This is a genomic window from Actinoallomurus sp. NBC_01490, assembly GCF_036227085.1.
Lineage (GTDB): Bacteria > Actinomycetota > Actinomycetes > Streptosporangiales > Streptosporangiaceae > Actinoallomurus > Actinoallomurus oryzae.
The window spans coordinates 6,905,898-6,919,285 of sequence record NZ_CP109433.1 but is presented as its reverse complement, the minus strand read 5'-3'; the positions used below and the strand labels follow the sequence as shown (position 1 = coordinate 6,919,285).

Below are 13,388 nucleotides of genomic sequence, written 5' to 3'. Positions count from 1 at the left end.
AGGATCATGCGTTACAGGACCTTGGGCGACTCGGGCCTTCGGGTGTCGGTGGTCGGGCTGGGCTGCAACAACATCGGCGGGCGTATCGACGCGGCCCGTACGAGGGAGGTGGTGGACGCGGCGATCGACGAGGGGGTCACGCTCTTCGACACCGCCGAGTCGTACGGCGCACCGCCGGGAACCTCCGAGGAACTGCTCGGCGAGGCGCTGGCCGGGCGGCGCGACAAGGTGGTGCTGGCCACGAAGTTCGGCAGCCGCGGCAACCGCCCCGACGACGGGAGGGGCGAGGCGCGCGGAGCGCTCGGCGGCCGGTCGTACATCCGGCGGGCGGTGGAGGGGTCGCTGCGCCGGCTGCGTACCGACCACATCGACCTGTACCAGTACCACTTTCCCGACGGCGTCACCCCGATCGAGGAGACCCTCGACGCGCTGACCGAGCTGGTGCGCGAGGGCAAGGTGGGTTATATCGGCAGTTCGAACTTTGCCGGCTGGCAGATCGCCGAGGCCGCGCACGTGGCCCGCGAGCGAGGGTGCGCGTCGTTCGTGTCGGCGCAGAACCACTGGTCGCTGCTGGACCGGAGCGCCGAGCGGGAGGTGGTGCCGGCGGCCCTGCACTACGGGGTCGGCGTGCTGCCGTACTTCCCGCTGGCCCACGGGCTGCTGACGGGAAAGGTGCGGCGCGGGCAGGAACCCCCGGCCGGAAGCCGGCTGGCGGAGCGCTCCCACCTCATCACGCCGGAGAGGCTGGACCGCGTCGAGGCGCTGACGTCCTGGGCCGGGGAGCACGGCCGGTCGGTGCTGGACGTGGCCATCGGCGCGCTGGCCGCGCTGCCCGGCTGCGGTTCGGTGATCGCCGGCGCGACCCGCCCGGAGCAGGTCCGGGCCAACGTGGCCGCCGGCGACTGGGAACCGACGGCCGAGGAGCTGGCCGAGATCACCGCGCTGGTGCCGCTCGCGTGACGTTCACCAGGTGAGGGGCAGCGCGTGCAGCCCGAACAGCCCGGCGTCGTAGGCGAAGGGCAGCGTGTCGAGCCCGGTCGCCAGGCGCAGCGTCGGTATCCGGGACAGCAGCGTGCCGTAGGCGATCTCCAGCTCGGCGCGGGCGAGGTTGTGGCCGATGCACTGGTGGACCCCGTGGCCGAAGGCCAGGTGGTGGTGCGCGGGCCGGCGGATGTCGAACTCGTCGGGGTTCTCGAACGCCCGCTCGTCGCGGTTGGCGGACGCGGCCAGCACCGTCAGGCGGTCACCGGCGCGGACCCGCACACCGCCGATGTCGAGGTCGTCCGCTGCCGCCCGGTCGAAGCTGACCCAGTCCTGCACCGAGTGGAACCGCAGCAGTTCATCGGCCGCCCCCGGCAGCAGGCCCGGATCGGCGCGCAGCGCGGCGAGCTGCGCCGGATGCTCCAGGAGCGTCACCACCCCCAGCGAGATCATGTTCGCCGGCGACTCGTAGCCCGCGAGCAGCAGCAGGAACCCCATGTTGATCAGGGCGTCGGCGGTCAGCTCGCCGGTGGGCAGGTGCCGGGCGGCCAGCCGTCCGATGAGGCCGTCGCACGGCTCTCGCTCGGCGCGGCGGATCAGGTCGCGGAGACGGCCGCGCAGCTCCCGGGACCCCTGGGGCGCCCGAGTGTCGAGGCTCATCACGGTCAGCATGCGGAGCCGGGACTCGAAGAACTCGCGGTCGCCGGCCGGGACGCCGAGCAGCTCGCAGACGACGCGCGCCGCGACCGGGCGCGCGAACGACGCGACGAGGTCGGCGGGCGGCCCGGTCTCCAGCATCGTCTCGATCGCCGTGTCGACGATGCGCTGGATGCACGGCCGCATGGCGGCCACGCGGCGGGCCCCCAGCTCCGAGATCAGCAATCGCCGGTACCGGCTGTGCTCGGGCGGGTCCAGGTCGATGAAGAAGCCCTCGTCGGGCCGATCGTCGTCGGGCCCCCGCGGGCGTTCGGGCCGCCCGGTGTTCGAGCTGATCCGCGGGTCGCTGAGGATCTGCCGCGCCTCGGCGTGACGCGTGACCGCCCAGACCGGCGCGCCGTTGGGAAGCGTGGCCCGGACGAGCGGCCCCTCGGCGCGCATCCGGCGATATTCGGCCGGCGGAGCGAACGGGCAGGTCCGCTCCATCGGGAAGGCCGGTGCGGTGACCATGTCCTGCTCGGGTGTGCTCATCGCGGTTCTCCCTCGGCGCGCGCTCCAGGATGCCGCCGCGGCGTGGGGCGTGTCCAGAGGCCCCTGGGGCCGCCGGGGCGATCGCGGGGGTCCTCTCATGCCGTCAGAGGCGGGTGCCGGTATCCTGGAGTCACTGCGGGGCCGGACGGCCCTCGCGCGGCGGTGGGGCCTGCCGTACCCGAACCGCGGCACTGGTGTCGCCAACGGTCCCTGCTTGTGACGGCGTACGCCCGCGCACCCAGGTGGGCGTCTCACGAGTAGGGAGACCGAGACACATGACGGCGCCCGGCAACCGGGTTCACGAACCCATCGACCCCGACCTCGATTCGACGATGCGCACGCGACGACGTGAGGCGACCCGCGGGCAGGCACCGGTGGTGGCGGTCGTCGCCGCCGGCGGCGCGCTCGGGGCGGCGGCCCGCTACGGCGCCGGCCTCATCTGGCCGACCGCGCCGGGGACCTTTCCGTGGACGACACTGGCGATCAACGCGATCGGTTGCGCGATCATCGGTGTGTTCATGGTGGTCATCACCGACGGGTGGGCGGTGCACCGGCTGGTGCGCCCGTTCGTCGGCACCGGGATACTCGGCGGCTTCACCACCTTCTCCACCTACGCCGTCGACATCGTCCGCCTCATCGACGCCGGCCGCGCCCGCACCGCGCTGGGCTACCTCGCGTTGACGCTGCTCGTGGCGCTCGGCGCGGTGTGGGCGGCGGCGGCCACCACACGTCGTCTGATCGCAGGGAGACGGTCATGACACGCCTTCACGGCACGGCACTCCGGTTGACGATCTTCATCGGGGAGAGCGACCAGTGGCATCACAAGCCCCTGTTCACCGAGATCGTGCACCGTGCGCACAAGGCCGGTCTGGCCGGCGCGACCGTCATCCGGGGGTACGAGGGTTTCGGGGCCTCGTCCCTGATCCACACCAGCCGGCTGCTGTCGCTGAGTGAGGACCTGCCCATCGTCGTCATCATCATCGACGCCGAGCCGCGCATCCGGGCGTTCCTCCCCGAGCTGGACGAACTGGTGACGGAGGGCCTGGTGGTCCTGGACGAGGTCGAGGTCCTGCGCTATACGGGGCGCCAGGAGGCGCCGTGAACTGGCTGCTCGTCATCGCCGGCGCCATGGTCGGGGCGCCTCTGCGCTACCTCACCGACCGGGCGGTCCAGGCCCGGCACGACTCCGTCTTCCCCTGGGGGACCTTCACCATCAACATCACCGGCTGCCTGATCCTGGGGCTGCTGACCGGCGCGGTGACGTACCACGCGGCTTCGGCCGGTGTGCAGCTGCTCCTCGGCACCGGCCTGTGCGGGGCCCTGACCACCTACTCCACCTTCTCCTACGAGACCCTGCGGCTGGCCGAGACCGGAGCGAGGTTCTTCGCCGCCGTCAACGTCGTCGCCAGTGTGGTCGCCGGCCTGGGAGCCGCCTTCGTCGGCACCGCCATCGCCGGGGCGCTCTGGGCCCACTGACCCCGGCCACCGGACGGGGCCGCCCGGCGCCCCGTCCAGGAAATGCCGCCCGGTACTGAACGGGTCCGATTCCTCGCCCGGCGATCTCGTTTCCGCCCGCTGAGCAGTTCGGCCGCCGAAGGCCCGAGGTCGGTCTGCCGGCCGATTCCGGCTCGCAGCATACTGCGGCCAGCGACCGGTGGACCGCGGCCGAGCATCTGTCGCAAACCGTCATGGTGGAGAAACCGCCCGCGGGCGGGGTGTTCGGCGGTGCCCTCCGCGCGATCGAGGAGATGATCGGCGAGCGGGTCACGCATCTCGCCTGCATCGAGGCCGGGGAGATCAACTCCACGATCCCGTTCGTGGCCGCCGCCGAGACCGGCCTGCCGGTCGTGGACGCCGACGGCATGGGCCGTGCCTTTCCCGAGCTCCAGATGACGATGCCGCACCTGGCCGGCGTGCCGGCCTGCCCGATGTGCATCGCCGGCGAGCAGGGCGACCAGGTCGTGCTGCGGGCGACCGACGACCACCGGGCCGAGCGCCTGGCCCGTACGGTCGTCACCGAGAACCTCGTCGCGTACCGGGAGGGCGCGGTGGTCGCCAGCGTGCCGGACCTGATCTGCGTGCTGGAGAGCGAGACGGGCGAGCCGGTCACCACCGAGGCCCTGCGGTACGGCTTCCGCGTCGATGTCGTCGGCGCGCCGTGCGACCCGCGGTGGCACGCGCCGGGCGGCCTGGAGCTGGTCGGTCCCCGCTACTTCGGTGACGACCACGACTACGTACGGGTCGGCGCCTGACCGGTCACGGCGCCGGCCGGCCGTGGACGCAGCAGCATCAGAAAGACGAACGTCGCCAGGGCGAGCGCGCCGAGCACGAACAGGCAGGTGGCGAACGCCGTGCGGTAGCCGTGATCGCCGACGAGCACGGTGAACGCGGCGCCGATCACGGCGACGCCGAGGGCGTTGGCGACCTGGGTCGCGGTGAGCAGCCCGCCGGAGGCCGCGCCGCTGTCCTCGCGCACGACCTCGGCGAGCACCAGTCCGATGAGCGCGGGCGCGATGAGCCCCTGGCCGAACGAGGCGACCACCAGGCCGGGCAGGAGCGCCAGCGCCTGTGCGCCGCCGTGCCCCGCGCCGATCGCCGCCCAGGTCAGCAGCAGGCCGACCAGCAGGAAGCCGGTGCCGGAGACGGTGACCCGGTGCCCGTAACGCTCCACGAGCCGGCGGGCGGCCAGCGCCGCGACCGCGGAGGCGATCCCCATCGGGACGAACACCAGGCCCGAGCTCAGCGGAGCCAGGTGCACGCCCTTCTGCAGGAAGTAGGACAGGATGAGGACCAGCCCGGAGTTGCCGCTGTAGAAGAACAGCGCGGTGGGCAGCCCGCGGGCGAAACCCCGCTCGCCGAACAGGCGGAGCGGTAGCAGGGCGGCGGCGCCCCGCGCGTCCATCCGGCGCTCCCACAGTCCGAAGGCCGCGAAGAGCACCGCGGACGCCACGAGTTCGACCGTGGCCGTCGACGACCAGCCGCGTTCCGGCCCGACGATCAGCGGATAGAGCAGCAGCAGGAGCGCGAGGCTCAGCATGCCCACCGCCGGAACGTCGAACGTGGAGCGGCCCGAGCCGTCGACCTTCGTCACCGTCAGCAGCGCGCCGATGGCGGCGAGGACGCAGAGCGGCACGTTGACCACGAAGATCATTCGCCATCCGAGGCCGAACAGGTCCAGGCGGACGAGGCTCCCACCGGCGATCTGGCCGGCGATCGCGCCGACGGGCAGGACGGCGCCGTACAGGCCGATCGCGCGGGCCCGCTCGGTTCCGGTGAACATCACCTGGATGAGCGCGAGCACCTGCGGCAGCATGAGCGCGGCGCCCAGGCCCTGCACCACCCGGGCTGCGACGAGAGCGCCGGCCCCGGGTGCGGCCGCGCAGGCGACCGACGCGGCGCCGAAGACGACGACCCCGATCACGAAGACGCGCCTGCGGCCGCACGCGTCGCCGAGGCGGCCGCTGGTGACCAGGCCCATCGCGTACGCCAGGGTGTAGCCGGCGATGACGAACTGGATGTCGCCGAAGGACGCGTGCAGGTCGCCTTGCACGGCCGGCGCCGCGACGTTCACGATGAACAGGTCGAGCATGCCCATGAAGGTCGCGAGGAGCAGGCTCCACAACGCGATCCTTTGACGCGGGTCCGGCTGTTCGTCGCGCTGCCGGTCTTCGGCTGTTCTCTCTGCTGCGGTGCTCACGGGGTTTCTTCTTGCTCTTTCTGCTCAGGCGATGTGGTTCCCGACGAATTCGCGCAGGCGGAGGCCGCACTCGATGAGCATGCCGCCCACGATCGCCTGGTCGATCGGGGACGTGTTCACGGTCAGGATGCTCTTGATCTTGGCGATCTCGGTCGCCACCACGTACCGGGTGCGCACCCCGGGAAGGCACGACCTCGAGAACGAGCCGAAGTAGATCACCCGGTGATCGCGGTCGAGCGACTTGAGCGTCGGCCGAGGCTCCGCGCCGAAGAACCCGTAGGGGTTGTCCTCCAGGATCAGCAGGTCTTCGGCGGCGGCGACCTCGAGCAGGCCGTCCCTGACCTGCCGGGTGAAGCTCGTCCCCGTAGGGTTGGCGAAGTCCTGACGACCACGGCCTCCGGGGCGACCCGGATCCCCTCGTCGTCGTACGGCGACGCGGGCGGGCGGATCCGGGAGCTCGTGGCCCGGACGCTCGCCAACGTCGAGGATCGGGTCGGCGAGCGCACCGTGCAGATCGCCGTGTTCCACGCGCACCTCCGCGTTCTTGAGCCGAGCGCCGCCTCGAGCCGAGCGCCGCGCAGGGGGAGACGCGGGTCAGATCTTCCGCGCGATGTGCAGCCGGCCGGTGGGAAACCTCAGAGGAACGGTCTCCACGCTGTCGAACCCCGCGGCGGTCAGCTTCGCCTTCCACTCCTCGTCCGTGAGGAGCCGCCGGCCCATGAACTCCTTGTGGAAGTACGTGACGGCCGCGCTGAAGCGACGCTCCCGCTCGTTGGTCACGTACGGCGCGGCGTCCGTGATGGCCAGCCGGCCGCCCGGGTTCAGCGCGTCGCGGCACTGCCTCAGCACGCCGTCCGCGACGTCCTCCTCGTCCGGCATCATGTCGTGGAAGACGAACGGGCGGTGCCGGCGCCGAGGTCGACGACGTGCTGCGGGCGCTGCCCGAGAATGGTGCCCGGCGCGGGGTAATTGGCGATGCCTTCTTCGGGAAGCCCGGCGGCATCGGCGAGCTGCTCGACGCTCACGCTCTGGCCGGCGTCGATATGGGGCAGGACGCCCAGACGGTCGCCGATCTCGAGCAGCGCGGCGGAGGCGGCGGCGGACGTCGCCGCGTCGAACGGTAGTGCGCCGTTCTTCGTGGCGTTTCCGGTGGAGGCGGAGACGGTCACGTTCTTCACTCCGTTCTGTCGAACACGTGTGGGTCGTGATCGGACACGCCGGGTGCGCGGCCCGGCGGAGGGTCGAAACGTGGCCAGTGTGCAACGGGCCGCTACGGCCGTCGATGTCCTCGCCGGTGGCAGGATGTTGCGCGCAGGATCTGGTCACCCCCGCCCGGACGCGCGTGACCCGAGGCCCGCGCGGCGGCCGGGACGGCGCTCAGGAGTGGTTGGAGATCAGTCCGCGGTGTGCGGCGGCGACGCCTGCCTGAAAGCGGCTTTTCACGCCGAGCTCGTCCATGAGTTCGGCGATGTGCCGGCGGCACGTGCGGACGCCCATCCCCATCCGGCGGGCGACCACTTCGTCGGTGTGGCCCTCGGCGAGAAGCTTCGCGATCGAGAGCTTGATGTCGTCGTCGATGTCGCGATAGCCGAGGATCTCCGCGCGGACCGGCGTCGCCGCGCTCCACGCCTGCTCGAACGTCTGGATCAGGAAGTGGACGATCGTGGGTTCGCGGATGAGCACGGCTCCGGACGACCAGTCCTCGTGCCCCCCGATGGGGAGGAACGCGGTGCGGCGGTCGAGGATGACCGTGCAGATCTGGAGCTGATCGGTGGTGCGGACGAGGGCGCCGGCCTTGGTTATCTTCCCGATGTAGGAATAGGTCGGCAGATGTGCCCGGACGGTGTGCTGGTAGAGAAGCCGGATTCCGGTGCCGGATCTCAGTGCGGCGAGGTCGTGGGGGAGTTTCGTCTCGAGAAGCCGGGCGTCGCGGGCCCCGCCGCGTTGAATGGACAGCACCTCGCGGGCGTCCCCGGCGATGAGACCCGTAAGGGCGCTTCGCGCCTCTTCGGCCGTCGGCAGAATCTCCAGATTCTGTTCTTGCTGGTTGTTGCGCGCGTTTTCTATATATGTCGGCATAAGTGCCTGAAAGTCCGCGCGAACCGCCTCCAGGGCCTGGTGCTGGCGGATCAGGGCCGCCTGTTCCTCGGCGACCAGCACCGTCGCGGCGGTGTCCGGACTGATGGGAACGAGACGGTCCGCGTCGCACGGATCAGGCCGAAGAAGTTTCAGATCGATGAGGTGCTCAATGGCGCGTTCGGCTTCGTCCGTCGCAATGCCGAGTTGTGCGGCGGCCTCCGCGGGACGCGGGCAAACGCCAATGCCCGCAGCGTGCTTGTACACCTGGCTCGATGAGGGAGTCAATCGCCTGGCGTGCGGTAAACGGTCGAGGCTCACCATTGCCCCCTGGTCGTCGGCCACCCGATGGGTGACAGTTTAGTGACTGTAATGTCAGGGCACAAAGATGCCTATGCCATAGTGCCCGGTGTCAACAACGTCCGGCGGTTTGGCACTGGTTCATCGCGGTCGGGGCGCCTCTGCGGCTGCGTCACCATCGGAGATTCCGCCGTCGGCGGGGAGCGCCGCGGCGATGCAGTCGAGGATGCGTTCCAGGCCGTACCGGAACTGGTCGTCGCGGCTCAGGTGCGGCTGGCGTGACCCCGTCACGATCTTGGTGAAGATCGGGTATTCCCCGCTCTCGATCAGCCGTTGGATGTACGGGTAACTCCGGGCCATCCATTCGGCCTCGGTGAGCCCGCTGCGGCGGATCTCCTGCGTCCAACTGACCTCGTCGCGGGCGGCGCTCTCGACGTAGCCGTTCAGGATGGCCATGAGGGCGAGGTTCTCGTCGATCGAGACGTGTGCGTCGAGGGAGCCCATCACGCGTTCGATCAGGCGCAGTTGGTTGGGGCCGAAGACGACGAGCGCCCGCTGCGCGGTGGCGATCCACGGGTGCCGCAACCACATGGCCCGCAACTCGCCGGCGTAGCGCGTCAGGTCCGCGCGCCAGTCGCCGGAGGGCATGCCCTCGACATCGATCTCGCCCATCAGCCGGTCGGCCATGAGCATGATGAGGTCGTCGCGGCTCGGGACGTACCGGTAGAGGGACATCGCGCCGGCGCCGATCTCGGCGGCGATCCGCCGCATGGTGGCGGCCTCCAGGCCCTCGGCGTCGGCGATCCGGACGGCGGCCTCGGTGATCTGCGCGCGACTGTAGGCCGGCTTGGGGCCGCGGGCCGGGCGCTCGGGCCGCATCCAGATGTTCACCTGCTCGGCGTCGGTCACCGTTTCCCCCACTTGCGTACGCCATACCCAGTAATCTGCCGCAACTACTTGCGTACAGCGTACCCGGAATCTAGTCTGGCGATATGCGTACACCATACCCAGTGGGGAGATCATGGCGGATCCGGTCATAGTCGCCGAGGGGCTGCACAAGTCCTTCGGTGAGACGCACGCGCTCCAGGGCCTGGACCTGAGGGTTCCGAGAGGCACGGTCTGTGGCGTGCTGGGGCCGAACGGCGCGGGAAAGACGACCACGGTGCGCATCCTGGCCACCCTCTCCGACCTCGATGCCGGGCACGCCCGCGTCGCCGGGTACGACGTCGTCCGCGAGGCCGGCAAGGTGCGGACCAAGATCGGCCTGGCGGGCCAGTACGCCGCGGTGGACGAGAAGCTCACCGGCCGCGGCAACCTGCGCATGTTCGGACGTCTCTATCACCTGTCGCGGAGCGAGGCGCGCCGGCGGGCCGACGAGCTGCTCGAACGCTTCGGCCTGGCCGAAGCCGCCGATCGTCCGGTGGCCGGGTACTCCGGCGGTATGCGACGCCGCCTCGACCTGATCACCTGCCTCATCCAACGCCCCGAAGTGCTCTTCCTGGACGAGCCGACCGCCGGCCTGGACCCGCGCAGCCGCGGCGAGATCTGGGACAGCGTCCGCGAGCTGGTCGCCGACGGCACCACGGTGCTGCTCACCACGCAGTACCTGGACGAGGCCGACCGGCTGGCCGACCACATCGCCGTCATCGACCATGGACGGGTCATCGCCACGGGCACCTCCGACGAGCTGAAGGCCACCATCGGGGACCGCCTCGACGTCACCGTCGAGGACCCCGCCGCGCTGGATCCCGCGGCGGCCGTGCTGAGCGCCCTGACCGGGACCGGCCCCACGACGATGGACGCCGGCCGGCTGAGCGTCGCCCTGCGGGGTGACCTGCGGCTCGCCGACGTCGTGCGCGAGCTCGACCGCGCCGGGGTGGCCGCGGCCGACGTACGGCTGCGCCGCCCCACCCTCGACGAGGTGTTCCTGCGCCTCACCGACCGCAAGGAGCCCATCCGATGACCGCCATCACCTCGCCGTTGGGACGCCTGCGCTGGACGTTCACCGATGGACTGACCCTGGTCGGCCGCGAGCTGGGACGCCTGCGGCAAGAGCCCGGGCAGATCGTCGCCATTCTGTTCTTCCCCGTCTTCATGGTGGTGCTGTTCGGATACGTGTTCGGCAGCGCCATCAAGGTGCCGGGCGGCGGCGACTACCGCGAGTACCTCATGCCGGGCCTGTTCGCGATGGTGACCTTCACGGCGGTGCAGGGAGTCATGGGGAGGATGGCCGCCGACGCCTCCCGCGGTGTGATGGACCGGTTCCGGTCCATGCCGGCGGCGCGGCTGGCGGTGCCGTTCGGGCAGACCGGTGCCGACCTGCTGGGCGGCCTGCTGGTCGTGGCCATCATGGCGGCGGCGGGCCTGCTGGTGGGCTGGGAGCCGCACCGCGGCGTGGCCCACACGGTCGAGGCGTTCCTGCTGATGGTGCTGCTGCGGTACGCGCTGAGCTGGGCGGGCGTCTACATCGGCCTGGTGGCGAAGGACGAGCGGCTCGTGGACCAGCTGGTGCCGCTGCTCCTGCCCTTCACGATGGTGTCCAACGCGTTCGTCCCGACTGGCGGCATGCCGGGCTGGCTGCGGTTCCTGGCCGACTGGAACCCGGTGAGCGCGATCACCGCCGCCTCCCGGAAGCTGTTCGGCAACCCGGAGGTGACGTCCGGGCATGGGGCCTGGCCGCTCGCGCATCCGGTGGCCGCCGTCCTGCTCTGGTCGGCCGCGCTGCTGATGGTGTTCGTGCCGCTGTCGGTCCGTACCTACATGCGCTGGGGCCGGTGACGGCCCGATGGGCTCCCGCGCGGTGGCCCGCCCGGTCATCCGTCGGACGGCGCCCTCGGCGCGTACGGATCCGGGTGAGTGGCCCTCGAGGTCAGGACGCCGGGGCGGCGCCGCTCTGCCTGAGTTCGCGGGGGCTGAGCCCGCAGTATCTGCGGAACGCGGCGCTCAGGGCGCCGGCCGAGGGAAATCCGGTGCGGTGGGCCAGCTCGTCGATCGTCAGGTGGCGCTGAACCGGGTCGAGCAGGAGTTCCCGCGCCATCCGCAGGCGCTCCTGCCGGATCAGCTCGCGGGGCGTCGTGCCCGAGTGTTGCAGGGCGAGCTGGATCTGGCGGGTGGACCAGCCCAGTGCGCGGGAGATCTGTGCCGTGTCGAGGCCGGGATCCGCGGCGTGTTCGCGGATGTGCCGGCGGGCCAGCGCCTCCACCTCCTCCAGGCGGCCCGGTGCGCGGACCGGGCCGTCGTCGTCGGTGGAGAGCAGGGTCAGCAGGTCCACCACCCGGTCGCACACCGCGTCGAACTCGGTGTCGGTGAGGGTGGCGCGTTCGTGCGCGAGTTCGGTGACCATGCCGGCCACGACGCGGCCCAAGCCGGAGGCGAGGTTCAGGCGTGCGGCGGGCCGGGAGTACCGCCACAGTGCCCGGTCGCCGGTATGCGCGGGGATGGACAGGATCAGCGCCCGCGCGCCGGTGCTCTGCCGGAGGTCGAGCGGCATCTGCGGGGTGATGAGGCGCCTCCAGCAAAGGAAGTGGGGTGATTGTGACGGTGCACTAGGATCGGGGCCACAGTGACGGTTTCGTAGGCTAGGACGCCCGGCCCTCCCGGCACCGCCGCCCGCCCGCACGAAACCCGACACCACGCGCAAGACGACGACCTACGACCACCGCGGTCAGGGTGAGAGCGCGCCCGCGGACCGGGACTCGCTCGACATGGACACCCTCGCCGAGGACGCCGCCGCGCTCATCGAGCACCTGGAACTGGGGCGGTGTCACTTCGCGGGGAACTCGATGGGCGGTTTCGTCGCGCTTCGCCTGGCCGCCCGCCGTCCCGAGCTGGTCCGCACCGTGGCCGCCATGGGCTCTTCGGCCGAGGAAGAGCACAAGCTGGCGGAGTTCTCCCCGCTGGTGAAGCACCTGGGCGACCACGGGCCCGAGCAGGTCACCGCCATCCTCATGCACATCATGTTCGGCGACCTCACGCTGAGCGCTCCCTCTCGTGCCGCGATCCGCGACGAATGGCGCGGCTACATGCTCACCCTGCCCACGAGCATCGGCGACGCCGCCTACCAGGTCATCCACCGTCAGAGCATCGCCAAGGAACTCACCGAGACCACCGTGCCGGTCCTGGCGATCGCCGGCGCCCAGGACCACGCCTACCCGCCCCCGCTGTCGTCCGTACGCCTCGCCGCGGCCGCGCCGACCGGACGCCACGTCACCGTCGCCGGTGCCGGGCACTCCGTCGCGCTGGAGGACCTCGGCGCCGTCGCCGGCCACCTGCGCCGCCACTTCGCCGCCGCCTCGTAGATACGATGCCTCTTGCGTTAGCACAGGTCACAGGGCATTTCACTGCTCGCACGGGCCGTCTTCCGTGACTTGTCAACAGACCCTCGGGAGCGATAGACAGTGGTGAGCCGGTGGTATCGACACCACGTCATCGAGCGAAACCCGCCGCGGGTCTGATCACGGAGGCTCCGCGGTCCGTACATCACCAACAGTCACTCTGGGCCAATGATCGGCCGGCGCCTCCCACGTGGAACGCCGTGCGTGATCGCATCGACGGTAACCCTTTCCCCCACCGCGATGTCCCGGTCCCGGGCAGGCAGCCACCGGCATCGACGAGGAAGGGGGAACCTCATGGTCGCGGACTACACTCCACTGCTGTTCTCGGCGTCATCGCGTCACACCGGCCCATGGCCGGTGCTGGAGGTGACCGGCGAGATCGACCTGGCCACCGCGCCCCGGCTGCAGGACCACCTGATCGAGGCCATCAACGCCCACCAGTCGGCCGATCTCATCGTGGACATGACGAAGGTGGAGTTCTGTGACGCCAGCGGCCTGCGTGTCCTGGTGCGCGCCCAGCGATGGATCCAGCGGCGCGGGGGACGGCTCCGCGTGATCTGCCCCGAAGGCCGGCTGCTGCGCATCCTGCGCATCACCACACTGACCCGGCTGCTGTCGGTCCATCCGACCATGGAAGACGCCCTCGCCGACGAGTACGCGCCGTGCGGCACGGCGTCGTACAGCCGGTCGCCGGCCCTGCGTACCGGCGCCGGATGAGCATCCCGGCGCCTGGCCGTCCCTGATCGGTTCCGCTCCTTACCGAGCGTTGTACCGTCGGCCGCAAAAAGTGGGGGTTACCCACACTAGGTGGT

The 13,388-nt window shown here is 70.9% G+C and carries 16 protein-coding genes and 1 pseudogene; 9 read left to right on the top strand and 8 right to left on the bottom strand.

Annotated elements, in window-relative coordinates; all coding sequences use genetic code 11:
- Window positions 1-6 precede the first annotated feature (6 nt).
- On the top strand, window positions 7-960 hold the full coding sequence (locus OG417_RS32270; protein ID WP_329236540.1) for an aldo/keto reductase: 954 nt from the start codon (window positions 7-9) through the stop codon (window positions 958-960).
- Between the two features lie 3 nt (window positions 961-963).
- Here OG417_RS32270 and OG417_RS32265 read toward each other — a convergent pair whose 3' ends face one another.
- Window positions 964-2,169 (bottom strand): cytochrome P450, encoded by a 1,206-nt coding sequence (locus OG417_RS32265; protein ID WP_329236538.1) that lies wholly within the window; start codon window positions 2,167-2,169, stop codon window positions 964-966.
- Between the two features lie 275 nt (window positions 2,170-2,444).
- On the opposite strand from OG417_RS32265, the gene OG417_RS32260 reads away from it, so the two are divergent.
- From OG417_RS32260 to OG417_RS32245, 4 genes are all read left to right on the top strand, one after another.
- Window positions 2,445-2,927 (top strand): fluoride efflux transporter FluC, encoded by a 483-nt coding sequence (locus OG417_RS32260; RefSeq protein ID WP_329236536.1) that lies wholly within the window; start codon window positions 2,445-2,447, stop codon window positions 2,925-2,927.
- Window positions 2,924-3,271, top strand: a complete 348-nt coding sequence (locus tag OG417_RS32255; protein WP_329236534.1) for a DUF190 domain-containing protein — start codon at window positions 2,924-2,926, stop codon at window positions 3,269-3,271. The genes OG417_RS32260 and OG417_RS32255 overlap by 4 nt, the downstream gene beginning before the upstream one ends.
- On the top strand, window positions 3,268-3,645 hold the full coding sequence (crcB, locus tag OG417_RS32250; RefSeq protein ID WP_329236533.1) for a fluoride efflux transporter CrcB: 378 nt from the start codon (window positions 3,268-3,270) through the stop codon (window positions 3,643-3,645). The genes OG417_RS32255 and crcB overlap by 4 nt, the downstream gene beginning before the upstream one ends.
- A gap of 212 nt (window positions 3,646-3,857) precedes the next feature.
- The gene (locus OG417_RS32245) at window positions 3,858-4,421 is read left to right on the top strand and encodes a DUF917 domain-containing protein (protein ID WP_329236532.1); all 564 of its coding nucleotides are present in this window, start codon (window positions 3,858-3,860) and stop codon (window positions 4,419-4,421) included.
- On the opposite strand, the gene OG417_RS32240 is transcribed toward OG417_RS32245, so the two are convergent.
- From OG417_RS32240 to OG417_RS32215, 6 genes are all read right to left on the bottom strand, one after another.
- Entirely contained in the window at window positions 4,400-5,866 is a 1,467-nt protein-coding gene (locus OG417_RS32240; protein WP_329236531.1) for an MFS transporter, read from the bottom strand. The genes OG417_RS32245 and OG417_RS32240 overlap by 22 nt on opposite strands.
- A gap of 24 nt (window positions 5,867-5,890) precedes the next feature.
- The gene (locus tag OG417_RS32235; protein WP_329236530.1) at window positions 5,891-6,394 is read right to left on the bottom strand and encodes a hypothetical protein; all 504 of its coding nucleotides are present in this window, start codon (window positions 6,392-6,394) and stop codon (window positions 5,891-5,893) included.
- A 66-nt stretch (window positions 6,395-6,460) separates the two neighbouring features.
- Window positions 6,461-6,748, bottom strand: coding sequence for a hypothetical protein (locus tag OG417_RS32230; RefSeq protein WP_329236529.1), 288 nt, complete (start codon window positions 6,746-6,748; stop codon window positions 6,461-6,463).
- A complete protein-coding gene (locus OG417_RS32225; protein ID WP_329236528.1) occupies window positions 6,745-7,044 on the bottom strand; it encodes a hypothetical protein in 300 nt (99 codons plus the stop codon). Before OG417_RS32225 ends, OG417_RS32230 begins: the two co-directional genes overlap by 4 nt.
- Before the next feature lie 199 nt (window positions 7,045-7,243).
- Window positions 7,244-8,287 carry a helix-turn-helix transcriptional regulator gene (locus tag OG417_RS32220; protein ID WP_329236526.1) on the bottom strand — a complete coding sequence of 348 codons (1,044 nt, stop codon included), beginning with the start codon at window positions 8,285-8,287 and terminating at the stop codon, window positions 7,244-7,246.
- A gap of 96 nt (window positions 8,288-8,383) precedes the next feature.
- Window positions 8,384-9,163, bottom strand: a complete 780-nt coding sequence (locus OG417_RS32215; protein ID WP_329236524.1) for a TetR/AcrR family transcriptional regulator — start codon at window positions 9,161-9,163, stop codon at window positions 8,384-8,386.
- Window positions 9,164-9,263: 100 nt separating this feature from the next.
- Here OG417_RS32215 and OG417_RS32210 point away from each other — a divergent pair, with 100 nt between their 5' ends.
- Together OG417_RS32210 and OG417_RS32205 are read left to right on the top strand one after the other, a co-directional pair.
- Window positions 9,264-10,205, top strand: coding sequence for an ATP-binding cassette domain-containing protein (locus OG417_RS32210; protein ID WP_329236522.1), 942 nt, complete (start codon window positions 9,264-9,266; stop codon window positions 10,203-10,205).
- On the top strand, window positions 10,202-11,020 hold the full coding sequence (locus tag OG417_RS32205; RefSeq protein WP_329236520.1) for an ABC transporter permease: 819 nt from the start codon (window positions 10,202-10,204) through the stop codon (window positions 11,018-11,020). Before OG417_RS32210 ends, OG417_RS32205 begins: the two co-directional genes overlap by 4 nt.
- A 91-nt stretch (window positions 11,021-11,111) precedes the next feature.
- On the opposite strand, the gene OG417_RS32200 is transcribed toward OG417_RS32205, so the two are convergent.
- Window positions 11,112-11,732, bottom strand: coding sequence for a helix-turn-helix transcriptional regulator (locus OG417_RS32200; protein WP_329236518.1), 621 nt, complete (start codon window positions 11,730-11,732; stop codon window positions 11,112-11,114).
- Window positions 11,733-11,889: 157 nt separating this feature from the next.
- On the opposite strand from OG417_RS32200, the pseudogene OG417_RS32195 reads away from it, so the two are divergent.
- Both OG417_RS32195 and OG417_RS32190 read left to right on the top strand, forming a co-directional pair.
- Window positions 11,890-12,540: pseudogene (locus OG417_RS32195) on the top strand (alpha/beta fold hydrolase); the annotation flags it as partial.
- Window positions 12,541-12,870: 330 nt separating this feature from the next.
- The gene (locus OG417_RS32190) at window positions 12,871-13,293 is read left to right on the top strand and encodes an STAS domain-containing protein (protein WP_329236516.1); all 423 of its coding nucleotides are present in this window, start codon (window positions 12,871-12,873) and stop codon (window positions 13,291-13,293) included.
- Window positions 13,294-13,388: the final 95 nt, after the last annotated feature.

What these genes read in the sequence shown, in the direction of transcription:
- OG417_RS32270 (WP_329236540.1), top strand. Translation starts at nt 7, where the DNA reads ATGCGTTACAGGACCTTGGGCGACTCGGGCCTTCGGGTGTCGGTGGTC.
- OG417_RS32265 (WP_329236538.1), bottom strand. Translation starts at nt 2,169, where the DNA reads ATGAGCACACCCGAGCAGGACATGGTCACCGCACCGGCCTTCCCGATG.
- OG417_RS32260 (WP_329236536.1), top strand. Translation starts at nt 2,445, where the DNA reads ATGACGGCGCCCGGCAACCGGGTTCACGAACCCATCGACCCCGACCTC.
- OG417_RS32255 (WP_329236534.1), top strand. Translation starts at nt 2,924, where the DNA reads ATGACACGCCTTCACGGCACGGCACTCCGGTTGACGATCTTCATCGGG.
- OG417_RS32245 (WP_329236532.1), top strand. Translation starts at nt 3,858, where the DNA reads ATGGTGGAGAAACCGCCCGCGGGCGGGGTGTTCGGCGGTGCCCTCCGC.
- OG417_RS32230 (WP_329236529.1), bottom strand. Translation starts at nt 6,748, where the DNA reads ATGATGCCGGACGAGGAGGACGTCGCGGACGGCGTGCTGAGGCAGTGC.
- OG417_RS32210 (WP_329236522.1), top strand. Translation starts at nt 9,264, where the DNA reads ATGGCGGATCCGGTCATAGTCGCCGAGGGGCTGCACAAGTCCTTCGGT.
- OG417_RS32205 (WP_329236520.1), top strand. Translation starts at nt 10,202, where the DNA reads ATGACCGCCATCACCTCGCCGTTGGGACGCCTGCGCTGGACGTTCACC.
- OG417_RS32200 (WP_329236518.1), bottom strand. Translation starts at nt 11,732, where the DNA reads ATGCCGCTCGACCTCCGGCAGAGCACCGGCGCGCGGGCGCTGATCCTG.
- OG417_RS32190 (WP_329236516.1), top strand. Translation starts at nt 12,871, where the DNA reads ATGGTCGCGGACTACACTCCACTGCTGTTCTCGGCGTCATCGCGTCAC.